This window comes from Mammaliicoccus sp. I-M35 (genome assembly GCF_022386455.1).
Classification (GTDB): Bacteria; Bacillota; Bacilli; order Staphylococcales; family Staphylococcaceae; genus Mammaliicoccus; species Mammaliicoccus sciuri_A.
In genome coordinates, this window is the sequence record NZ_JAJNIL010000010.1 from 63,229 (window position 1) to 84,503 (window position 21,275).

The window sequence follows — 21,275 nt, forward strand, 5'->3', positions numbered from 1 at the left end:
AAGCTGCTTAACTTCTAGTTATGGACTTTTTTGTCTACAACCGTACTTGTAAGTACATTTGTGTATTTGTATTAACAACGGTAGTTATAACTACAATTGTACAGTTTTGTTTGATTGTATAATATTGTTTACTGCTACTTATTTTTGAGTAATAGCTATAGCTCTTTTGTGAGCAATAGTACATGCCCATTTTTGATCGTGTAATTTACCAACTTGCTCAATTATGAGCGAGTTCATAGTCATTTCTGACTATATATACTTTTTTTAAAGTGTCAATTCTGTCAATTTAAAAAGAAGCGGATTATACTTACTATTGGATTAAAACTGATTTACTCTAGCGTTTTATAGTAACTAAAGGTTGCCCCAATTTAAGGCTACCCTATAATATGATTTTTTCCTACTATGACTGCTTATTTATTTGATAATCCCCATATTCAATATCAACGCTTTATAAAGTTATGGTAAAGATGTTGTTAAACAATACACGTAATGATGTACGAATAGGCATTATTTAAGTGCCTATCTGTTTTTATTTATTTTATATTCGTCACTTAGGGTCTAATTATTTACAGTTAGGACTTATTTTAAAATGATGTTAAGCCTTAGTTTATAATTAATAAAAACCACTCTAGGAAGGATGATTGAAATGGATGAAATTTTAGAAGATATTAGTAGATCAGTTTGGAACTTCATTACATTGGCTATATCAATTGCACTATATTTCTATTTAAAACATTCGGCCAACAATTTCGTATCTTTACACGGTAGTGGTGTCAGAGCGAGAAACTTGATTAATCAAGAATATATGGCCGACACAGGAAGAATTATAGTATTAATGATTTTAACTATTATTCTGTTTGCTCTTACGATATTTATAGCTTTTAAAAATCCATCTTTTACTGCATTATTTCAAATTCTGTTATCACTATGGTTTATTTATCTTACTTTTCGTATCAGTGCTTTACCATTTTTGGGAACAGCGCTCTTAACAGTTGTTATAGGTGGTACGTTAGTTTATCTCATTACTCATACTGACTAATCCATATGAATATACAGTAGTGAGTTATTTTAAGACTTTATAATTATATATTAAATGAAACCCTCTATATATAATAAATAGTGTAGAGGGTTCTTATATTTCTTTAGCATATATAAATTTCTCGAAACGAACTATCCTTTATGACACTACAAAGACCCAAGCTGACTAATGCCAACTCGGGTCTTACTTCCCCGTTTCTAATGAACAAGTATATCAATTATAGGCATATTGTATAATATAAATTTTGATTAGACAATTTTCTAATAGTCTTATTAGATGCTCTACCTGCGTACTCGATTTGGGTACTCAACTTACCTACTTTCACACTTTGTAATTAGAACCATCTTGTCGTATTGGTAATGTGGATTAATATCATAGAATATTTTCTGACCTGAGGTACTGATTTGGTACTACAGATATTGTAATTAGAACCTGTTCCCTGAATTAGAGTAGTGGTTTAATATCACAAAATACATTTTTTCTTCTATGAGGTCGTGAAACGCTACCCTATGTTAAAGGTGGTCGTGTTACACGCACCTCTATGACTAGGTAATTTACCCCCTCACTTCGAAAGGACTGAACAAATCGTTACCCCCTCTTAGAAAATGGATATTTGCGTTTTCTAATCCTGAGAACTCAATTTCGAGTTTTGACCAGATTCACTAAATTGGTGCATCAGTTTATCTACTTGTTTCAACATGTCGTTTAATCCCAATCAATGACCTCGTGATTCACGTAGCCAATTTGGGAATCTGTATTTCACCGACACCTTATTCTGTAACGAATCGTTCACCCACAAACCTTAGAAAACAGTCCCGATAATATTATATTTACATAACACTTTAAACATTTCAGACACCTAAAAAAGGACTAACAAATTTGCTAGTCCTTGAAATAATTTACTTTTTTATATCGAAAATCACATATATTTATTTTGCATTTAAACGTGTCATTTTAAAGTGTTTTGCTTTTCACGGCATTTTTTATATTACTTGGTATCTAATCCCCTTAAAATACCCCTAGATTTTTAAAATTTAGGGTATTCCATTTCTTTTTTGGGAAATCATTTTATAATAACACCCACTTTTCACTGCCTTTAATCTATTTTAAAATGGCGGATCGTAAATATCATATGGCAGGCCGTTTAGGTGATTAGTTTCAGGTTTCTTTCCCACTGCATCTTTGTTGTCTTTAGAATCGTTAAACTTGCCTTTTCTCCGCCTATCAGTCCCTCTCATCTCTATTGGCGTTGTGTTCTCCATCATTCTTGAAAATATTCGTTCCCAGTCTTTATCATCCGACAATTCCTTTTGTGTAAGGTTTGTTGTGTAAATATTATGTTTTCCTAGTCTTGATTGAACAATCGTCAACAATAGCGACATTTGAGTTTTATAGTTAGCTGAAGCCCCTACATCGTCAAAAATAACCAAATCAGCCGTTCTTATGAGTTGCAACATTGTTTCTTGGTAGTTCTGTTTTGCAAGTAAGGTATTAGAATTCCAGCTCATTGTGATGTTATTCAAAAGCTGATTGATATCCAGGTACATCACTCTGAAACTCTTGCGTACTTCATTCATGATTGAAGCGGATAACATTGATTTACCTGTACCATAATCACCATAGATAAAAAGTGATTGAGGATTATACATATCAAAATTATTTGCATATCTCTGACATATTCTTTGTGCTCTTGCATTCAGATTATTTTCTGGTTTGTACTGTTCAAAAGACACAGTTTGAAACTTTTTAGGAACAAATGATAACGATTTTTTAAAATATTTATCGCGATTGATTTTTTCAAACTGTTTAATATTTCTTTTGGCCAACTCATTCAAGTTGCAGTGACAGTTATAACGCCATTCATAACCGTTCTCATGTTTTATATTGCTAACTTCCCTACCGCACCCTGAACAAATATATGGATCTGATTCATAAATAACTGGCGAACCTTTCTCTGCATTCCTATACTTTACTTTTTCCACGCGTTAACCTCCTAACTTAAAACGGAAGTGAATCCTCAGGAATTGTCTTAAATTCCATGTCTTGATATGGGGAGTAATATTCATCATTCTTTTGCGATTTGTTTTTAAAATTGTGCTTGCGCTTAATCAAGTACCGTTCTGCATCTTCTTTTGTCTTAACTCCGTTATTAGCCCAATCAATCAAGATAGAATTGACATATTTATATTTTTGAGCGCTATTCTTACCCGCTTCTTGTATCGCTTTACAGACGATACCTTTACCAAATTTATCCACGTCCTGAGATAAATAGTTATAGTCAGTCGCGTTCAACATGCCTATCGCATGTTGGTAATAATCAACTATTTTTTTAAAGTCTTCATCACTCACATCATTTTGATGATGAAGATGATTTATATTCTTACCTTCTTTACTTCTTATATTCTTTACTTCTTCTTTAGATGTTAGCTGTCTGTTAGCTGTCTGTTGGTCGTCTGTTAGCTGTCTGTTAGTTTGATTGTTAATTGCAATATCTGATGATTGGTAAATATCCCAATTAATAATGGTTATAAGCCTATTAGACTTTGTTGATTCGTCTGTTAGAAAATTGAGTTTTTCAAATCTTTTTAATGCAGTTCTAACATTTTGGACTGTTACCCCTTTTCCACATTCAGCTACTATTGAAGGTAATGAAGTGACAAATTGACCGGGTTTAGTCTGATATTGTTTACCTTTAAATTCCCACTTACTGCCACCGTAGTCTGCCATCATTAATAACGTTATAAGTATGGCTTTTTGTTCAGCTGATGACTGTTTCCAAATTGGCTTATCTAATATAGAACGCCATAATTTTAAATATCCAGGTCGTGCCATTCATCACTCCCTCACTTTCTGTATTTGATTAATTATGTTAAGATTTCAGTGAGTTATTTCTTAAATAACTTTCACTGTGATTGCCCACTTCTTCGGTCGCCAAACTTTGAGAGGTGGGCTTTTTTATTTCTAATAAATTTGCATATAGATAATACAACATGCCTGATATTAAAATTGAAAAATAAATAGCATTTATAGTATTTATACCTTTATAAATCATAGTGGAGCCGCATAAAGCAATGAGACAAATTAATATCGTCTTTCTCATTACTACACCTCTTTCAGTTTATTTATTTCTGAATCAAGTTCTTTAATACATTCGTCCATTTCCTTTTTGTAGGTTTGAAGTAATATAACTGATTGACATAACCTGATGCGTTGTTCAGCATAACCTAGTCCATGATTTATCACTTCATCTTTACTCTCTAGCCTGTACTTATCGAAACGATCTTCAATTAACCAATAAGAACTTTGTATTAAATCTTCCATTCTGTCTTGTAGAACATCCATGTTAAATTTTATGTTTTCAATATTAAATAATTTGTGTTTCATTTAAATAACCCCCACGTCTATATTTCCAGCTATTTGGTCTAGTGCCCACTCGAGTATTCCAATCAAATGTCCTTTACGGTCTGTTGCATGTCGAGTTTCACCGTTTTGATCTAACACACTATAAAAATAAATATCTTGCTTCTCTTGACTAACCGCTTCAAACATTTCTATGACACCACTTATAATTTGATGTTCTTCGCTATTAAAACTAAATTCACATTGAATGTTGAATAACTTTATTCTAAAAACCTCAATAGCCCTCTCAATAACGTGTGTTTCAGTTATTCCATTAGCTGTAATAATGTTATAGCTTATTCTTAAGTCCTCACTTTGATTAATTACTTTATCCATATCTCTAACCACATTTGATAATTCTTCTCTTTGTTTAATATTCATTTCGTTTGCTCCTTTTTATTATTTTTATATAACTTTTCCTATTACTATTTCATAAATTTTAGCAGCTAATTTATGATGTATTTCACACCTATACAACCCTTAAAATTTGTAATTGTAACTATAATGAATAACGATCTACATCCACTTTTTATTAAGTGTTTTTAAGTAACCTCTAAACTGCTCTATATCAACCAACTTAAGTGTTTCGGATACAGATATATACATTTCATCAATTCCGTTAGGCTCCTTTTCCCAGCGCTTCAAAATACGGTCTACAGTAGATCTGCTCATACCAAACATTTTGGCCAGAAGCGGTGCTTTTGCGTATAGTGGTTTAAATATTATTTGTTCTTCATTTGTTACCGTGTTTTCTTTAGTTGGTATTGTTTTTACGTTTGTCATAGATTACATCTCCTTTTTATCTAAAATTTTAAATAGTTCTTCAATAGGTATATTTAGCAATTCAGATGTTTTAATTGCTAATTTTGGACTAACATTGCATTTTCCATTTAAAAAGTTACTTGTATATGTTGTAGAGATATTTAATTCACGCGCTAAATCTTTAACTAACATACCTTTCAAAAATAAAGCTTTCTTTGCTTTTGAGCTATTAATCTTCACTTTCATACAAAATATTCTCCCTTCTCATTAGTAAAGTAAAGTATCTTTTTATAAATACTTTACTTTATATTATCATTTGTTTAGTTAACTATCAAGAAAAAGATATCTTACTTTACTTTTTGTTGATTTTTAAAAAGTTTTTATACATAATAATGATAGGAGGTGTATAGATGATTTTTTGTACTTTGAAAAAATTGATGAAAGAATATGGAGTTAATCAAACTCAAATCATTGAAAACACTGGTATTACTAGACCTACGCTTATTCAACTAATCGAAAATCAAAATAATGGAATAAAATATAACACTGTAGAAAAACTCTGTGATTATTTTGATATAAAAATGGAACAATTACTTATTCATTCAAAAATCAATATAGAATACGTAGAAACAAATATATTTGAAGACACGTCATTAGCCATTCAAACCGATGGGGAATTAGCAAAGTTCACAGTAATAAGTTCTTTTTTAATTGATAGTCACAAGTTTGATTTTGAAAACGACATAATAGTAAATAACTTGGATATAACAGAGACATATAATATCTATGGTAATAAAAATTTAGAACTAACATGTTTTCTAGATATCAATAAACCTCTCTCATCGAAAGTTGAACAATTTCTACTAAAAGAAAAAGATATCTTTGAATTATATATTTATGTTTTTGACATTGAAACTAAAATTCTAAACTCATTACCGTTCACTATATTTGAAACAGTGTCACTTAATTCTGAAATAATTAAAGATGTCGAGAATCATTCAATTGAGAGTGTTAAAGTTTTCATAGACAGTTTAACTAAAGAAGATAAAACAGTTATTTTCAACAAACTAAATGAGGAGTTAAATCAGTCTATAGAAAAAGAGGATTAGTATAAAGTCACTTTAAATAGAACACTGTATTAATACACGATAGATGAAAAGCCTAATTACTTTGAGGTGACCGAAAAATACATAATCCTGGTTATCCAACACTATAAAATGAAGTTTGGCTTATCCACCTACCATAATGGCTATGTTATGAAATTTGAACCATTGCAGGTGTTTAAACATATACAATTTGAATAAAGGGGAAATGTGGAATGAAAAAGATATTAATCATACTATTTTCATTTTTATTAGTACTTGGAGCATGTGGCCAAAAAGAAGAAAGTAGTAAGGGCGAAACGAAAAGTAACAAAGCCAGCTCTGCAAAATTATCATTAGAAGAACAAAATAAAATCTATAAAAAAGAAACGAAAAAATTAAGTGAATCAATTACTAAATTTAGCGATGATTTTTTTGAAGGTTATGAATCAGGAAAAAACTCATCAAATGATGATGAAATAGAAGAAGATATTATTAACTCAGATGTAAAAAAAGAAATTCAAACTATAAAATCAGAAATAGATAGATATACTGAAAAAACCAAAAACTTAAAAGATATTGATACAAGTATTGGAGATAATGCTGCTAAAACCTATAAAGTAATGGGACTTTTTTCTGAGAGAGTTTATGAATTAGAAGAATTTAAGAAGAACAATCTTGCTAAAGAAACATCATATGATATAGCTTCGTTTGATGCACTTCTAACGACAATTTCGACATTAGAATCGTTATCTTTTGAATATGACAGTTTGGATTCAGATTTGAAAAACGAAGAATTAGGGACCAAAGGTAATGAATCTGTGACAAATTTATTGGCACTACCAAGCGATTTTGATCATATGGATAACTCAGAAGTATTAGGAACTTTTATATCAGAATTTAACGATAATTTAAGTTCTAAAGATATTAAGATTCTTTCAAATAAAGAATTTCGCAAAAATAATTCTAAAATTATGATTACTGAAACACCAGATATTTCAAAAATTGAATATAATTCGCTTATTGATGATATAAACAAAAATAGTCCTGAATTCTTTCATTATGAGCATACTAATAAAATGGTTTCTACTACCGAATATAACAATATTATGGATATAAGGAATGGTATAGTATCAGCTGATGACGATAGTAGTATAGAAGAAGAAAATTCAGATAGCGAAGAAAAAGAAGTTACTCGTGATAATGTAATGGACTTAGTTGAAGATTACGAAGGGGAATCTTTAGACACAGGTACTTATACTTATAAAGAACCTGAGCAAAAATCAGACGGTAGTTGGGGGTTTGCATTTTATACCAAAAATGGTGAACTTGCTGGTTCATATATTGTAGATGAAGATGGTGATGTAACAAAATATGATGAAGATGGCGTAGAAGAATAAATTATAACCTCACAAATCGTGGGGTTTTCTTGTAAGGAGGGTTAACATATGTGGTATGAAGAATTTACTAACAAACATGATGTTGTGCAGTACCGCTTCTATGAAAAGTATAAAGACCCCCTCACTGATAAATGGAAGCGTGTAAGTGTAGTAATGAATAGGAATGGCAAACAATCACAGAAAGAGGCACAGAAGCGGTTAAATGATCGTATTCAAGAGAAGTTGAATGACAAGACACCAAATACATTAAAAACTTTAACGTTTCACCAGGCTTGCGATGAGTGGCTAAATCATTATCAAAAACACTCTGGTTCTAAAGAAACAACTATAAAAGAGAAGCAAAGTAATATCCGTACAGTTAAGAAAGCTATTAAATCAGATATTCTCATTTCTAAAATCACTCATACTTATTTGCAAGAAATAGTCGATAATTGGTCTAAAAGTGATACTATGGGACGTTCTCATATACAAGCTTTAATGATTGGGATACGTTCTGTATTTAAATACATTGATAAGTATTATGGCCAATTGGGACTCTCACTATTAGATAGAGTAGATATACCCAAAAAAGCAATTACTAGAGACGAGTTACAAGCTAAAAGAGAGAATTATTTAGAAGATAATGAGTTGAAAGAGTTACTTGAATGTTTTGATTACCTAATTAAGAATAAAAAACATGCTGGCCGTAAACGTAATTATGCAATGGTTAAATCAATAGTAGAATTTCAAGTTAATAATGGTATGCGTATAGGTGAATTGTTGGCCATTAAAACAGAGAATATAGATGTTGAGGGTAAAACATTATTAATTGACGGAACGATTGTATGGAAAAAAGATAATGAAACAGGTGCATTTGGAGTAAAAGAAACAACTAAAACATCAGCAAGTTATAGAACGATCGGTTTAACTTCTCAAAGCATTAAGTTATTAAAATCAATCATACTTGATAACAAGAAAGAAAATCAGTGGAACGACAAGTTTATGGATAGAGGATATATATTTACTAATACTGCTGGTAGTCCAATAGACCTCAATAAGGTTAATAACATTATTGCTGAAGCGGTTGAAATCAGTTCTATTAGTAAACGTGTAACTACTCATACATTGAGACACACTCATATATCTACATTGGCACAATTAGGAATAAACTTAAAAGCCATTCAAGATAGAGTAGGACATAGTGATTATAAGACAACACTATCCATATATACCCACATTACAGATAAGATGGCACAAGATATGATGAATAAGTTAGAGAAAGTTTGAATTAGTCTAAAACAAAAATTATTGCTTCTGATAAATATAGGTGTTAAAATGAATTTGCAGATAAAAACGTATGCTGTATACTTACCTAACCGAATTAACGTTTAAGCGGCCTGTGTGGTCGTCGGCGGTAAGGAGATTGAGGACGGATATTCCGTCCTCTTCTTTTATATGTGAGGGATAAAATTATGAATATATTTGTTTACAGTGATGAATCAGGGGTTTTTGATTCGTATAATGAAAAATACTTTGTTTTTGGAGGATTAATTTTTTTAGACAAAGAAAGTAAAGAAAATGCAAATAGAAAGTATATAAACGTTGAAAATATTATTCGAAAACATAATACATATGTATCTTCTGAATTGAAAGCCACTGCTTTAACAAACAAGGATAAAGGTAAAATTTTTAGATCCTTAAATAGATACATAAAATTCGGTGTTGTCATTGATTTAAAAAGAATCAATAAGGATATTTTTGAACATAAAAAGAACAAACAACGATACTTAGATTATGCATTTAAAATAGGATTAAAAAGAGCATTTCAACAATTAATTGCAGACGGGATAATCATTCCTGCCAAAGTAAAAAATTTAAATATATTTTGTGATGAGCATACCACTGCAACAAACGGAATATATGAATTAAGAGAAGGCTTAGAACAAGAATTTAAATGTGGAACTTTTAATTATAGTTTTAATAAATTTTTCCCTCCTTTATTCAAAAATATTGATAGCGTAGATTTAAATTTTTGTGATTCTAATAAAAAAACTTTGATAAGGTCAGCTGATATTGTTGCTAACAAAGTCTATTTTCATTCAAAGCAAAATACACTCGAACATTTAAATAAAAAGGTAATAATTACGAAATTACCTTAAAAAATACTTTTTTAATCATCTTGATAGAGCAAATTGAAGCGGTTAATACATAGTAGGGTCGAAATATCGGCTCTTTTTTTATGGCCAAAATACCAACTTTATCACACACCGCCCTTTTTTTGCCCTTTTTTCATAAAAATAAACACAAAAATAACCCTCTAGCCTGATTGCTAAAGGGTTTTGTTATACGTTATATATTATTGTTCCTCTTTAACGTATGGTAATAAAGCCATGTGACGTGCACGTTTGATAGCTACAGTAAGCATACGTTGGTATTTTGCTGAAGTACCTGTTACACGACGTGGTAAGATTTTACCTCTTTCTGAGATAAACTTTTTAAGTAAATCTGTATCTTTGTAGTCGATATGTGTAATACCGTTTGCTGTGAAGTAACAAACTTTTTTACGACGACGACCACCTCTTCTTGGTCCACCTGCCATGATTGTGTTCCTCCCTTCTCGTTAAATCTTTATCAATTTATATTCGTTTCAATCAACTATTAGAACGGCAAATCATCATCACTGATATCAATTGGGCCATTAGCGTTTGCAAATGGATTACTTGATTGTTGATTATTTGACTGTTGATTTGAAGGTGCTTTTTGTCCTTGTTGTTGGTTACCACCAAAGTCTTGTCCATAATTTTGGAATTCGTTATTATTTTGGTTATATGATTGATTATCATTACCAGATTGACGTTGATTTGCGCCTTTTGGTTCAAGGAATTGAACACTGTCACAAACAACTTCAGTTACATAAACACGACGACCTTCTTGGTTCTCGTAGCTACGAGATTGTAGACGACCTTCAACTCCTGCCAGACTACCTTTAGATAAGTAATTGTTTACATTCTCTGCGGGACGTCTAAATACAACACAGTTGATAAAGTCAGCTTCTCTTTCACCTTGCTGGTTCGTATAAGTACGATTAATAGCTAAAGTAAAAGTAGCAACTTGAACGCCTGAGGGTGTTACTCTGTATTCCGGATCTTTAGTTAATCGACCGACTAATACAACACGATTAATCATTTAATCTCCCCCATTTTATAAGTTAAATTATTTTTCTTCTTCGCGTACTACGATGTGACGAATGATATCATCAGAGATTTTTGCTAAACGATCAAATTCACTGATAGCTTCGTCATTTTCAGACTTAACTCTAACGATGTTGTAGAAACCTTCTGTGAAGTCTTGGATTTCATAAGCTAAACGACGTTTACCCCAATCCTTTTCTTCGATGATTTCTGAACCGTTTGAAGATAAGATTCCTTTAAAACGCTCAACGACAGCTTTTCTAGCTTCGTCTTCGATATTTGGACGTACTACGTACATTACTTCATATGTTCTCATCAATTTACACCTCCTTGTGGTCTATGCGGCCTAATAACTCAGTATTAAGCAAGGAATAATTTTCATTACTCACAATCAAGAATTATAGCATAGAGTATTACTTTTTACAATCTTTTTCTCATTGATATCAAAGAAAAAGCCAATAGTGCATAAACACTACTGGCCTTTATCTTACACATTAAATCTAAAGTGTACAACGTCTCCGTCTTTCATTAGGTATTCTTTACCTTCTAATCTTACTTTACCCGCTTCTTTAGCACCGTTCATGCCGTTATTTGCTAATAAATCGTCATAACTAACGGTTTCTGCTCTTATAAAGCCTCTTTCGAAGTCTGTATGGATAATTCCGGCACATTGTGGTGCTGTCATGCCTTCTTTAAATGTCCATGCTCTTACTTCTTGTTCACCTGCTGTAAAGTATGTTGCTAATCCTAATAAGTTATATGATGCGCGGATTAATTTGTCTAATCCTGCTTCTTCTACGCCTAAATCTTCTAAGAACATTTCGCGGTCTTCGTCATCTAATGTTGCTAATTCTTCTTCGATTTTTGCTGAAATCACGATAACTTGTGAACCTTCGTTACTTGCGTATTCTTCAATTTTTTGTACGAATTCGTTATTTTCTGGGCTTGCTACTTCATCTTCTGCTACGTTTGCTACATATAACATTGGTTTAGAAGTAAGTAAGCTTAAATGTTTCACGATTGCTTTTTCTTCTGGTGTAAATTCTAAACTTCTTACTGGGTTATTGTTTTCTAAAGTTTCTTTAATTTTTGCTAATACTTTTTCTTCAGCTACGGCATCTTTATCTTTTTGTTTTGCCATTTTTGCTACTCTTTCATAGCGTTTTTCTATTGATTCTAAGTCAGCTAATACTAATTCCATATTAATAACTTCAATATCATCGATTGGATCTACTTTTCCTGATACGTGTGTAACATTTTCATCAACAAATGCACGTACGACTTGGCAAATCGCATCTACTTCACGGATATGTGATAAGAATTTATTTCCTAATCCTTCACCTTTAGATGCACCTTTAACGATACCTGCAATATCTGTAAATTCGAATGCTGTTGGTACAGTTTTCTTAGGTTTTACTAATTTCGTTAATTCTTGTAAACGATGGTCTGGTACTTCTACAATCCCTACGTTAGGATCGATTGTTGCGAAAGGATAGTTCGCTGCAAGTGCTCCTGCTTTCGTAATTGCGTTAAATAATGTTGATTTACCTACGTTTGGTAATCCTACTATGCCAGCTGTTAATGCCATATTTTATTCACCTTGTCCTTTTACTAATATTTTTTTAATTTTTTTATTAAACTCTTGTCTTGGTAGCATGATACTACGAGAACATTCTTCACACTTTATTCTAACATCTGCACCGAGTCTTATAATTTTAAATCTATTATACCCACATGCGTGTTGTTTTTTCATTTCAACGATATCATTTAACTCATATGATTTGATCATATTTTTGCCTCCCGATTAGATGATTATTGAATGTTATTTGGATTATAAGAAACCATTGTTGGAATTGGCGCTTGAATACCTTCTTTATCGAAGAAAGATTTCACTTCTCTTCTCAAGATTCTAGCACCTGATGCATGTTCATTTGGTTCTGTTTCACCTGCTATTTTAATTGTTGCTTCCCCTGCTGTCACAGTTTCTACACCTAAAATTTCAGGATCTTTAATGAATATTTCATATCTTTCTTTAACTGTCGGTAAAAATTCATTTAACTTACTTTCAACTTCATCTAAATCTTCTTTAATAGATACAGGAATTTCTACGATAGCCATACCGTTATGAATTGAGAAGTTTACAATCTCATTCATTGTACCATTAGGAAGTATCGTTAAATCACCAGCAAACGATAATATTCTTGTAGATCTCATTCCTATTGATTGTACAGTACCTTCCGCAACAGTGGTACCTGTTGTATTAATTTTCACATAATCGCCAACATCAAATTGATTTTCGAAAATGATAAAGAAGCCTGTGATGACATCTTTTACTAAGGTTTGTGCGCCGAAACCAATTGCTAACCCTACAACACCGGCACCAGCAATAATACTTTCAACTCTTATGCCTAAATTGCTTAAAATGGTTGTCGCAACTATAAACCATACGACATAGGAAATAACATTTTGTAGTAAGTTAACCATTGTTTTAGCGCGCTTGTTAGACTTCCCTACCCTCTTAGTTCCGTATTTCGTAGTAAAGAATTTCTCTACCACTTTATGAAGTACTTTAATAATGACGTAAGCTAATACAATGTAGAATATGCCGATTAATATTTGTTCTATCCACTTTTGCCAATTTTCTGGATCCATAAATGGGTCAATCAATTTATGAATGATGTTCATAATCTTATTCACTTTTTACACCTCTTATTTTTCTAACAATAATTCTAATATTCTCTTATATTCATCTTCAGAATTAAATTCAAGAGAAATTTTGCCTGCTTTTTTAGTCTTAGAAATATCAATATTCGTTCCAAACTTTTCTTTTAATTGATATTCATGTTTGACTAAGAAATTAGGTTTCGGTTGTTTCGTTTTCTTTTTCTTTTCTTGGCCTTGAGTATTTAACTGTTTAATATATTCTTCTAATGCTCTAACACTCATATGTTCTTTTACAACTTTTTTAGCCACTTGATCTAATTGATGTTTCTTATCTAAACCAAGTAATGTTCTACCGTGTGCACTTGATATTTTTTCTTCGTTGATTAGTTTTTTTACACTTGGTGGCAACTTCAGCAACCTTAAGACATTTGCAATGTATGATCTTGATTTCCCTAATCTATCTGCAACGTCTTGTTGTTTTAAGTTCAGTTCTTCCATCATCGTTGCATAACTCTTTGCTTCTTCTAGAGGTTTTAAATTTTCACGTTGAAGATTCTCTATAATAGCAAGTTCTAACATTTCTTCATCGGTTAAATTTTTAATGATTGCCGGTACTGAATCTTTGTTAGCTAATTGACTCGCTCTAAATCTTCTTTCACCTACAACGATGTCGTAACCTTTTATCGTTTCTCTTACGACGATAGGTTGCAACACACCATGTTGTGAAATCGACTGCGTTAAATCTCTCAAAGCTTCTTCATCAAAATAATCTCTCGGTTGATATGGATTCCTTCTTAATTTTTCTAAAGGAAGTTCAACAATTTTATCATGACTATGGTTATAAGAAATCTTATCTGTTAATGCTTGATTTCTTTCTTTCATTTCATCACCACGTTATTTATTCTCGTATGTTTCACGTAAAACATCCAAATTAGATTATAACAATTTTGAAAGGGATATGCACAAAAGAAAAGTTGAGCGATAAATTAAAATATTCAGAAAAGTTGTTGACAAAAAAATATACGCATAGTATTGTGTAATATATCAACAACGAAAACAAATAAAATCACGATAAAAAGGAAAGTAAATCTTACACTGCAATCATCAGAGAGTTCCCATTTGCTGAAAGGGAACATTGAAAGAAAGATTGAAAATGGCCTTGGAGTGGTGGCATCGATATTGAGGTGTCAACGGGATCGCCCGTTATAGCGATACAGTATTAAAGTCTCTTTAGTGATGATGGCGTACTGGAATTTGTTCACCAATTTTACTGCCATTATATCTTCTTGTAGGAGACTCGTACTTATAGAGGTAATGTCAGTAATGTCATTGCGAACAAAGGTGGTACCGCGAGCTAAGCTTTCGTCCTTTACATCCGATTTATTTCGGGTTTAAAGGACGGAAGCTTTTTTTATTTTTAAATTCATTAGGGAGGAAGGCTATTATGAAATCTACTCAACTCGCTCAAATTTCATTAACTAAAGACCATACCGGGGCAACGACAAACCCAATTTATCTTTCAACAGCCTATCAACATGAAAAATTAGGTTGTTCAACTGGCTTTGATTATACAAGAACGAAAAATCCAACTCGCTCAAACTTTGAAGAGGCATTTGCCAAACTTGAAGGTGGTAAATACTCATTTGCAACTTCAAGCGGTATGGCTAGCATCCAATTAGTTTGTAACTTATTTAAACCAAATGATGAAATCTTAGTGTCATTCGACTTATATGGCGGCACATTTAGACTATTTGAATTTTACGAAAAGCAATACAACATCAAATTTAAGTACATTGATTTTTCAAATATTGATGAAGTAAACGCATCGATTAATGAACATACACGTGCATTCTTTATTGAACCTATTTCAAATCCGTTAATGTTCTCAGTGGACTTAAATCCTTTATATGAAATTGCACAAGCAAGAAATATATTAACGATTATAGATAACACGTTCTTAACACCATACTTATCAACACCATTAAAAGACGGTGCTGACATCGTCTTACATTCTGCTACAAAGTACATAAGTGGTCATAATGATGTGTTAGCTGGCATTGTCACTGTATCAGATGATTACTTAGGTGAAGTGCTTGGCCAGTTTCATAATATGATCGGTGCAACACTCTCACCATTCGATAGTTATTTATTACTGAGAGGCTTAAAGACATTACATTTACGACTTGACCGTTCTACTGAAAATGCTCAAAAGTTAGCACAATCACTACAATCTGTTGAAAGCATTGATGAAGTTCTTTACTCAGGTCAAACCGGAATGTTAAGTATTCGTTTAAACAATGCATATAGCGTTGATAGCTTCTTACAAAATATTAAATTATGTATATTTGCAGAAAGTCTTGGCGGTACTGAAACATTTATCACATTCCCTTATACACAAACACATGTAGATATGGCAGATGAAGAAAAAGATAAACGCGGTATAGATGAATATTTACTCCGTTTATCTATTGGAATAGAAGATTATGAAGATATTTACGAAGACATACTACAAGCCTTAAAAAATTCAAGAAAAGAAGGAGTGTCAATATGAGCTATTCAAAAGAAACGTCTTTAATATTGGATTCCACTAGAGGTAACGAGCACTTATCAAGCAATCAACCATTATATTATTCATCCACTTATCATCAAGAAACTTTAGGTGGCAATCAAGAATTTGACTATGCACGTAGTGGTAACCCTAATAGAAAGTTACTTGAAGAAAAGTTAGCAGATTTAGAGGGCGGTAATTACGGATTTGCATTTAGTTCAGGAATTGCTGCAATAACAGCTGTCTTCTTAACATTGAAACCAGGAGACCACGTGATTCTTCCAGATGATGTTTACGGCGGAACGTTCAGACTAACAGAGCAAATTCTTAAGAAATTCGAAATAGAATTTACAACTGTCGATCAAACAGACTTACAAAATATCAAAGAAGCTGTTCAAGAAAATACGAAACTAATCTATGTTGAAACACCTTCTAACCCACTCTTTAAAGTGACAGATATTGATGGTGTTAGCCAAATTGCACGTAAACACGACGCACTATTAGCTGTCGATAATACATTTATGACACCGTTAGGACAATCACCATTGAAACTAGGTGCTGACATCGTAGTTCATTCAGCTACAAAATTCTTAGGCGGTCACAGTGACCTCATAGCTGGCGCAGTAGTCGTGAATGACCCAGAACTTAAAAATGAAATTTACCTTATTCAAAATGGTACAGGTTCAGGATTAAGCGTTTATGATTCTTGGACACTTGCTAAACATTTAAAGACATTACCAATTAGATTTAAACAATCTGTTTATAACACAGAACAAATTTATAGATATTTAATCGATAATGAAGCAATTGAAACAGTCTATTATCCAATCACAAATGACACACATTTAAGACAAGCTAAAAATGGCGGTGCCGTGCTCGGATTCAGACTTAAAGATGAATCAAAAGCACAAGCATTTGTTGACCATCTTAATATCCCTCTTGTATCTGTAAGCTTAGGTGGTGTAGAAACGATTCTTTCTCACCCAGCTACAATGAGTCACGCAGCTATTCCTGAAGAAGTGAGAGCTGAACGTGGTATCACTAACGGATTATTTAGATTGTCAGTCGGCTTAGAAGATGTCAAAGAATTGATCACAGATATCGATTGGGCATTAAAGGAGGCTACATATGAGTCTAAAAGAAGCGTTAAAGAACCAAATTTTAGTAGCTGACGGAGCAATTGGAACCATCCTCTACTCTGAAGGATTGGATACTTGTCCAGAAAGTTATAATTTGACACACCCTAACAAGATAGAACAAATTCACCGTTCTTATATTGAAGCTGGTGCAGATATTATTCAAACAAACACGTACGGTGCAAATTTTGAGAAGCTTCAAGATTTTAATTTAGAACATCGCGTAAAAGAAATTCATCGTGAAGCTGTACAAATCGCTAAAAGAGCGAGCAACGATCATACGTTTATTCTAGGTACGGTAGGCGGTTTTCGTAATATCAAAAAGAGTAACTTATCAATTGAAGCCATTCAATATCATACAGAGATTCAAATTGAAACACTTGTTAATGAAGGTGTAGATGGTATTTTATTTGAAACATACTACGATTTAGAAGAATTACTTGCTGTCTTAAAAGATACAAAAGCAAGATACGACATTCCGATTATTGCTCAACTAACAGCTAGTAATACAAATTATTTGAGAAATGGTACACCTATACCAGATGCATTAGAAACATTAGTGAAAGCCGGTGCAGATGTCGTTGGTTTAAATTGTCATCACGGTCCATACCATATGATTAAGACATTTAAACATATTGACTTACCTGATCATGCTTACCTTTCATGTTATCCAAATGCAAGTTTGCTGGATTTAGAAGACAACGACTTGAAATACAATAACAACTCAGATTACTTTTCAGATGCAGCGAAAGAGCTCGTTAATCAAGGCGTGAGATTAATAGGTGGATGTTGTGGTACAACACCAGAACATATTAAAAAAATAAAGAATGTCGTCAAAGATTTAAAGCCTATCAAACACAAAAATGTTATACCAATCGAAACAAAACAGTACAAAAAGCAAAATAAAGAAGAACCTAGTATTAAAGAGCTCGTTCAACAAAGACCAACCGTTATTGTTGAATTAGATACACCTAAACATTTAGATACGAATAAATTTTTCGATGGCATACAAGCCCTAGAAGATGCAGGTGTAGATGCAGTCACACTTGCTGACAATTCCCTAGCAAGCGTGAGGATTTCTAACATTGCCGCAGCTAGTATCATTAAACAAAAGTATAAAATTAGACCACTCGTACACTTAGCTTGCCGTGATAGAAACTTAATCGGCTTGCAATCTCACCTAATGGGACTTTCGTTACTTGGCATTAATGACATATTAACGATTACGGGGGACCCTTCTAAAGTGGGTAATTTCCCAGGCGCAACAAGTGTATTCGATGTTAACTCTAGTGGATTAGCTGAAATCATTACACAGTTCAATCAAGGTATAAACGCCGATGGAGATACATTGAGAAGCAATACCAACTTCTCAGTTGCAGGTGCATTCAATCCAAATGTAAGACGACTAGAACCAGCAGTCAAAAGATTAGAAAAAAAGATTGAATCTGGCATGGAATACTTTATTACACAACCGATTTATGAACCTGAAAGAGTTAAAGAAATATATGAAGCAACTAAACATATAGACGCCCCGATTTTCATTGGTATTATGCCAATTACGAATTACAATAACGCACTCTTCTTACACAACGAAGTACCTGGTATTAAACTATCAGATACGGTGCTTAACGCCTTTGAAAAAGTCAAAGACGACAGAGATGCTACAAGAGAACTCAGTATTAATTTGAGTAAACAATTGATTGATGCAGTACACCAATATTTTAATGGCTTGTACTTAGTTACACCATTTTTAAAATATGATTTAACAGTTGAATTAGCAAATTATTCACAACTAAAAACTGGAACACAAACCAAGGAGGCAATATTATGACAATTAAAACATCAAATTTAGGATTCCCAAGACTAGGTAAGAAAAGAGAATGGAAAAAAGCCATCGAAAGTTACTGGGCTAAAAAAATAGATAAAGCCGAATTAGATCAAACGTTGCAGGATTTACACAAAGAAATTTTAACAATTCAGAAAGACCATCATGTTGATCATATCCCTACTGGTGACTTCTCACTATATGACCACGTGTTAGATACATCATTACTATTCAACATCATTCCAGAACGTTTCCAAGGACGTCCTGTAGATGATGATTTATTATTCGATATTGCACGTGGTAACAAAGATCATGTTGCAAGTGCGTTAATCAAATGGTTCAACACAAACTACCACTACATCGTACCTGAATGGGACAACGTGTCACCTCAATTAAATAACAATGTGTTACTTGAGAAATTCAATTTCTCTAAAGAAGTTGGTGTAACATCTCATCCAGTTATTCTTGGTCCTGTTACATACGTAGCATTATCTAAAGGTGGCGACCAAAGTTTCGACGAAAAAGTAAGAACACTTTTACCATTATATAAAGAAGTATTCGAGCAATTAACTGAAGCAGGCGCTGAATACATCCAAGTAGATGAGCCAATTCTCGTAACAGACGGTGCAGCTGATCTTCAAGATATTACGAAAGAAGCATATGAATTCTTTAACGAAGCGGCACCAGCTGCGAAACTTGTCTTACAAACATATTTCGAACGCGTTGATTTAAACTTTGTTGGTCAATTACCAGTCTATGGATTCGGTTTAGACTTTGTACATGACAATGGCTTTAACTTACAACAAATCAAAGATGGCTTATTCCCTAAAGAAAAAGCTTTATTCGCTGGTATCGTTGATGGTAGAAATGTTTGGTCAACTAATATTGAAGAGAAGAAAGCTTTAATCGAAACATTACAATCTTATACAGATGAATTAGTGATTCAACCATCTTCTTCATTATTACATGTACCAGTTACTTTAGAAGAAGAAACATTAGACGACTCAGTTCGTGAAGGCTTAAGCTTTGCGACTGAAAAATTAGACGAACTATATGCTTTAAAACAATTATTTAACGAAAATGATGACACTTTATATAACGAATTAAAAGCACAATATGAACGCTTTGAAAGTCAATCATTCAAACAATTAGAATATGACTATGATTCAGTTAAATCAGAACGTACTACACCATTTAAAGAAAGAAAAGTCTTACAAGATCAAGTATTAAATTTACCAGACTTACCAACAACAACGATTGGTTCATTCCCTCAATCAAGAGAAGTACGTAAATACCGTGCTGCTTGGAAAAACAATCGTATTTCAGATGAAAAATACGAAGAATTCGTACAAAATGAAATTAAACGTTGGATTGAAATTCAAGAAGAAATTGGATTAGACGTATTAGTACACGGTGAATTCGAACGTAATGACATGGTTGAATTCTTCGGTGAAAAGCTAAACGGATTCTTAGTAACTAAGTTTGGTTGGGTTCAATCATATGGTTCTCGTGCCGTTAAGCCACCAATCATTTACGGAGATGTTAAATGGACAGCACCATTAACAGTTAAAGAGACATTATATGCGCAAAGTTTAACTGACAAACCTGTTAAAGGTATGCTTACAGGTCCAGTTACAATCTTAAACTGGTCATTCGAACGTGTGGATATCCCACGTAGCGAAGTTCAAGATCAAATCGCATTAGCGATTAATGAAGAAGTTCTAGCACTTGAAGAAGCGGGTATTAAAGTCATCCAAGTAGACGAACCTGCATTGCGCGAAGGCTTACCTTTACGTTCTGAATACCATGAAGATTATTTAAATAAAGCTGTACATTCATTCAGATTATCAACTTCTTCAGTACAAGATTCAACACAAATTCATACACATATGTGCTACTCACAATTTGGTCAAATCATCCATGCGATCAAATCATTAGATGCTGATGTTATCTCAATCGAAACTTCAAGAAGTCATGGTGACTTAATCAAAGACTTCGAAGATATCACATATGACTTAGGTATCGGTTTAGGTGTATATGATATTCATAGCCCTCGTATACCTACAGAAGAAGAGATTACAGTTGCAATCAATAGAGCACTTCAAGAAATTGACCGTTCTCTATTCTGGGTAAACCCTGACTGCGGATTGAAGACAAGACAAGAAGAAGAAGTAAAACAAGCTTTAACAGTATTAGTCAATTCAGTAGAAAAATTACGTCAAGACAATACAGTTAAACAACCTAACTAAT

Annotated in this window: 23 protein-coding genes and 1 other annotated feature; of the genes, 9 read left to right on the plus strand and 14 right to left on the minus strand. The window is 32.7% G+C overall.

Going from position 1 to position 21,275, the window contains the following annotated elements:
* Nucleotides 1–646: 646 nt before the first annotated feature.
* Nucleotides 647–1,039 (plus strand): hypothetical protein, encoded by a 393-nt coding sequence (locus LQ679_RS11640; RefSeq protein ID WP_239763013.1) that lies wholly within the window; start codon nucleotides 647–649, stop codon nucleotides 1,037–1,039.
* 1,106 nt (nucleotides 1,040–2,145) lie between these two features.
* Here LQ679_RS11640 and LQ679_RS11645 read toward each other — a convergent pair.
* The 7 genes from LQ679_RS11645 to LQ679_RS11675 form a co-directional block, all read right to left on the minus strand.
* Nucleotides 2,146–3,021 (minus strand): ATP-binding protein, encoded by an 876-nt coding sequence (locus LQ679_RS11645; protein WP_239763029.1) that lies wholly within the window; start codon nucleotides 3,019–3,021, stop codon nucleotides 2,146–2,148.
* A 16-nt stretch (nucleotides 3,022–3,037) separates the two neighbouring features.
* Nucleotides 3,038–3,871: a DnaD domain-containing protein gene (locus LQ679_RS11650; protein ID WP_239763045.1), complete on the minus strand. Its 834-nt coding sequence runs from the start codon at nucleotides 3,869–3,871 to the stop codon at nucleotides 3,038–3,040.
* A gap of 37 nt (nucleotides 3,872–3,908) precedes the next feature.
* Nucleotides 3,909–4,139 (minus strand): hypothetical protein, encoded by a 231-nt coding sequence (locus tag LQ679_RS11655; protein WP_239763047.1) that lies wholly within the window; start codon nucleotides 4,137–4,139, stop codon nucleotides 3,909–3,911.
* 2 nt (nucleotides 4,140–4,141) lie between these two features.
* Nucleotides 4,142–4,423, minus strand: coding sequence for a type II toxin-antitoxin system toxin TscT (locus LQ679_RS11660; RefSeq protein WP_239763050.1), 282 nt, complete (start codon nucleotides 4,421–4,423; stop codon nucleotides 4,142–4,144).
* Nucleotides 4,424–4,819, minus strand: coding sequence for a pathogenicity island protein (locus LQ679_RS11665; RefSeq protein ID WP_239763052.1), 396 nt, complete (start codon nucleotides 4,817–4,819; stop codon nucleotides 4,424–4,426). It lies immediately after the preceding gene.
* A 135-nt stretch (nucleotides 4,820–4,954) separates the two neighbouring features.
* Nucleotides 4,955–5,221: a helix-turn-helix domain-containing protein gene (locus tag LQ679_RS11670; RefSeq protein WP_239763055.1), complete on the minus strand. Its 267-nt coding sequence runs from the start codon at nucleotides 5,219–5,221 to the stop codon at nucleotides 4,955–4,957.
* Nucleotides 5,222–5,224: 3 nt separating this feature from the next.
* Nucleotides 5,225–5,446 (minus strand): helix-turn-helix transcriptional regulator, encoded by a 222-nt coding sequence (locus LQ679_RS11675; protein ID WP_239763057.1) that lies wholly within the window; start codon nucleotides 5,444–5,446, stop codon nucleotides 5,225–5,227.
* A gap of 164 nt (nucleotides 5,447–5,610) precedes the next feature.
* Here LQ679_RS11675 and LQ679_RS11680 point away from each other — a divergent pair, with 164 nt between their 5' ends.
* From LQ679_RS11680 to LQ679_RS11695, 4 genes are all read left to right on the plus strand, one after another.
* The gene (locus tag LQ679_RS11680; RefSeq protein WP_239763059.1) at nucleotides 5,611–6,309 is read left to right on the plus strand and encodes a helix-turn-helix domain-containing protein; all 699 of its coding nucleotides are present in this window, start codon (nucleotides 5,611–5,613) and stop codon (nucleotides 6,307–6,309) included.
* A gap of 209 nt (nucleotides 6,310–6,518) precedes the next feature.
* Nucleotides 6,519–7,682 carry a hypothetical protein gene (locus LQ679_RS11685; RefSeq protein WP_239763061.1) on the plus strand — a complete coding sequence of 388 codons (1,164 nt, stop codon included), beginning with the start codon at nucleotides 6,519–6,521 and terminating at the stop codon, nucleotides 7,680–7,682.
* Nucleotides 7,683–7,730: 48 nt separating this feature from the next.
* On the plus strand, nucleotides 7,731–8,948 hold the full coding sequence (locus LQ679_RS11690) for a tyrosine-type recombinase/integrase (RefSeq protein WP_239763063.1): 1,218 nt from the start codon (nucleotides 7,731–7,733) through the stop codon (nucleotides 8,946–8,948).
* 185 nt (nucleotides 8,949–9,133) lie between these two features.
* Entirely contained in the window at nucleotides 9,134–9,820 is a 687-nt protein-coding gene (locus LQ679_RS11695; RefSeq protein ID WP_239763065.1) for a DUF3800 domain-containing protein, read from the plus strand.
* A gap of 197 nt (nucleotides 9,821–10,017) precedes the next feature.
* Here the strand turns inward: LQ679_RS11695 and rpsR are convergent, their stop codons facing one another.
* The 7 genes from rpsR to LQ679_RS11730 form a co-directional block, all read right to left on the minus strand.
* Nucleotides 10,018–10,260, minus strand: coding sequence for a 30S ribosomal protein S18 (gene rpsR, locus LQ679_RS11700; protein ID WP_037589451.1), 243 nt, complete (start codon nucleotides 10,258–10,260; stop codon nucleotides 10,018–10,020).
* Nucleotides 10,261–10,319: 59 nt separating this feature from the next.
* Nucleotides 10,320–10,847: a single-stranded DNA-binding protein gene (gene ssb / locus LQ679_RS11705; RefSeq protein ID WP_025906200.1), complete on the minus strand. Its 528-nt coding sequence runs from the start codon at nucleotides 10,845–10,847 to the stop codon at nucleotides 10,320–10,322.
* Nucleotides 10,848–10,874: 27 nt separating this feature from the next.
* A complete protein-coding gene (gene rpsF / locus LQ679_RS11710; protein WP_025906202.1) occupies nucleotides 10,875–11,168 on the minus strand; it encodes a 30S ribosomal protein S6 in 294 nt (97 codons plus the stop codon).
* Between the two features lie 171 nt (nucleotides 11,169–11,339).
* The gene (gene ychF / locus LQ679_RS11715; protein WP_239763079.1) at nucleotides 11,340–12,440 is read right to left on the minus strand and encodes a redox-regulated ATPase YchF; all 1,101 of its coding nucleotides are present in this window, start codon (nucleotides 12,438–12,440) and stop codon (nucleotides 11,340–11,342) included.
* Between the two features lie 3 nt (nucleotides 12,441–12,443).
* Nucleotides 12,444–12,641, minus strand: coding sequence for a DUF951 domain-containing protein (locus tag LQ679_RS11720; RefSeq protein ID WP_025906204.1), 198 nt, complete (start codon nucleotides 12,639–12,641; stop codon nucleotides 12,444–12,446).
* Nucleotides 12,642–12,664: 23 nt separating this feature from the next.
* A complete protein-coding gene (locus tag LQ679_RS11725) occupies nucleotides 12,665–13,549 on the minus strand; it encodes a mechanosensitive ion channel family protein (RefSeq protein WP_025906205.1) in 885 nt (294 codons plus the stop codon).
* A gap of 12 nt (nucleotides 13,550–13,561) precedes the next feature.
* The gene (locus LQ679_RS11730; protein ID WP_239763080.1) at nucleotides 13,562–14,398 is read right to left on the minus strand and encodes a ParB/RepB/Spo0J family partition protein; all 837 of its coding nucleotides are present in this window, start codon (nucleotides 14,396–14,398) and stop codon (nucleotides 13,562–13,564) included.
* 180 nt (nucleotides 14,399–14,578) lie between these two features.
* Nucleotides 14,579–14,889: a binding site (T-box leader), on the plus strand.
* Nucleotides 14,890–14,960: 71 nt separating this feature from the next.
* On the opposite strand from LQ679_RS11730, the gene LQ679_RS11735 reads away from it, so the two are divergent.
* From LQ679_RS11735 to metE, 4 genes are read left to right on the plus strand one after another with little or no spacing between them, the layout of a single operon-like run.
* Nucleotides 14,961–16,067: a PLP-dependent transferase gene (locus LQ679_RS11735; RefSeq protein WP_037589454.1), complete on the plus strand. Its 1,107-nt coding sequence runs from the start codon at nucleotides 14,961–14,963 to the stop codon at nucleotides 16,065–16,067.
* Nucleotides 16,064–17,236, plus strand: a complete 1,173-nt coding sequence (gene metC, locus LQ679_RS11740) for a cystathionine beta-lyase MetC (RefSeq protein ID WP_037589456.1) — start codon at nucleotides 16,064–16,066, stop codon at nucleotides 17,234–17,236. The genes LQ679_RS11735 and metC overlap by 4 nt, the downstream gene beginning before the upstream one ends.
* A complete protein-coding gene (locus tag LQ679_RS11745) occupies nucleotides 17,193–19,031 on the plus strand; it encodes a bifunctional homocysteine S-methyltransferase/methylenetetrahydrofolate reductase (RefSeq protein ID WP_037589457.1) in 1,839 nt (612 codons plus the stop codon). Before metC ends, LQ679_RS11745 begins: the two co-directional genes overlap by 44 nt.
* Nucleotides 19,025–21,274 carry a 5-methyltetrahydropteroyltriglutamate--homocysteine S-methyltransferase gene (gene metE / locus LQ679_RS11750; RefSeq protein WP_239763091.1) on the plus strand — a complete coding sequence of 750 codons (2,250 nt, stop codon included), beginning with the start codon at nucleotides 19,025–19,027 and terminating at the stop codon, nucleotides 21,272–21,274. The genes LQ679_RS11745 and metE overlap by 7 nt, the downstream gene beginning before the upstream one ends.
* The last annotated feature ends 1 nt before the right edge of the window (nucleotide 21,275 follow it).

Coding starts and splice junctions, on each gene's coding strand:
- LQ679_RS11640 (WP_239763013.1), top strand. CDS start 647: ATGGATGAAATTTTAGAAGATATTAGTAGATCAGTTTGGAACTTCATT.
- LQ679_RS11650 (WP_239763045.1), bottom strand. CDS start 3,871: ATGGCACGACCTGGATATTTAAAATTATGGCGTTCTATATTAGATAAG.
- LQ679_RS11655 (WP_239763047.1), bottom strand. CDS start 4,139: ATGAGAAAGACGATATTAATTTGTCTCATTGCTTTATGCGGCTCCACT.
- LQ679_RS11660 (WP_239763050.1), bottom strand. CDS start 4,423: ATGAAACACAAATTATTTAATATTGAAAACATAAAATTTAACATGGAT.
- LQ679_RS11665 (WP_239763052.1), bottom strand. CDS start 4,819: ATGAATATTAAACAAAGAGAAGAATTATCAAATGTGGTTAGAGATATG.
- LQ679_RS11670 (WP_239763055.1), bottom strand. CDS start 5,221: ATGACAAACGTAAAAACAATACCAACTAAAGAAAACACGGTAACAAAT.
- LQ679_RS11675 (WP_239763057.1), bottom strand. CDS start 5,446: ATGAAAGTGAAGATTAATAGCTCAAAAGCAAAGAAAGCTTTATTTTTG.
- LQ679_RS11680 (WP_239763059.1), top strand. CDS start 5,611: ATGATTTTTTGTACTTTGAAAAAATTGATGAAAGAATATGGAGTTAAT.
- LQ679_RS11685 (WP_239763061.1), top strand. CDS start 6,519: ATGAAAAAGATATTAATCATACTATTTTCATTTTTATTAGTACTTGGA.
- LQ679_RS11690 (WP_239763063.1), top strand. CDS start 7,731: ATGTGGTATGAAGAATTTACTAACAAACATGATGTTGTGCAGTACCGC.
- LQ679_RS11695 (WP_239763065.1), top strand. CDS start 9,134: ATGAATATATTTGTTTACAGTGATGAATCAGGGGTTTTTGATTCGTAT.
- rpsR (WP_037589451.1), bottom strand. CDS start 10,260: ATGGCAGGTGGACCAAGAAGAGGTGGTCGTCGTCGTAAAAAAGTTTGT.
- ssb (WP_025906200.1), bottom strand. CDS start 10,847: ATGATTAATCGTGTTGTATTAGTCGGTCGATTAACTAAAGATCCGGAA.
- rpsF (WP_025906202.1), bottom strand. CDS start 11,168: ATGAGAACATATGAAGTAATGTACGTAGTACGTCCAAATATCGAAGAC.
- ychF (WP_239763079.1), bottom strand. CDS start 12,440: ATGGCATTAACAGCTGGCATAGTAGGATTACCAAACGTAGGTAAATCA.
- LQ679_RS11720 (WP_025906204.1), bottom strand. CDS start 12,641: ATGATCAAATCATATGAGTTAAATGATATCGTTGAAATGAAAAAACAA.
- LQ679_RS11730 (WP_239763080.1), bottom strand. CDS start 14,398: ATGAAAGAAAGAAATCAAGCATTAACAGATAAGATTTCTTATAACCAT.
- LQ679_RS11735 (WP_037589454.1), top strand. CDS start 14,961: ATGAAATCTACTCAACTCGCTCAAATTTCATTAACTAAAGACCATACC.
- metC (WP_037589456.1), top strand. CDS start 16,064: ATGAGCTATTCAAAAGAAACGTCTTTAATATTGGATTCCACTAGAGGT.
- LQ679_RS11745 (WP_037589457.1), top strand. CDS start 17,193: ATGAGTCTAAAAGAAGCGTTAAAGAACCAAATTTTAGTAGCTGACGGA.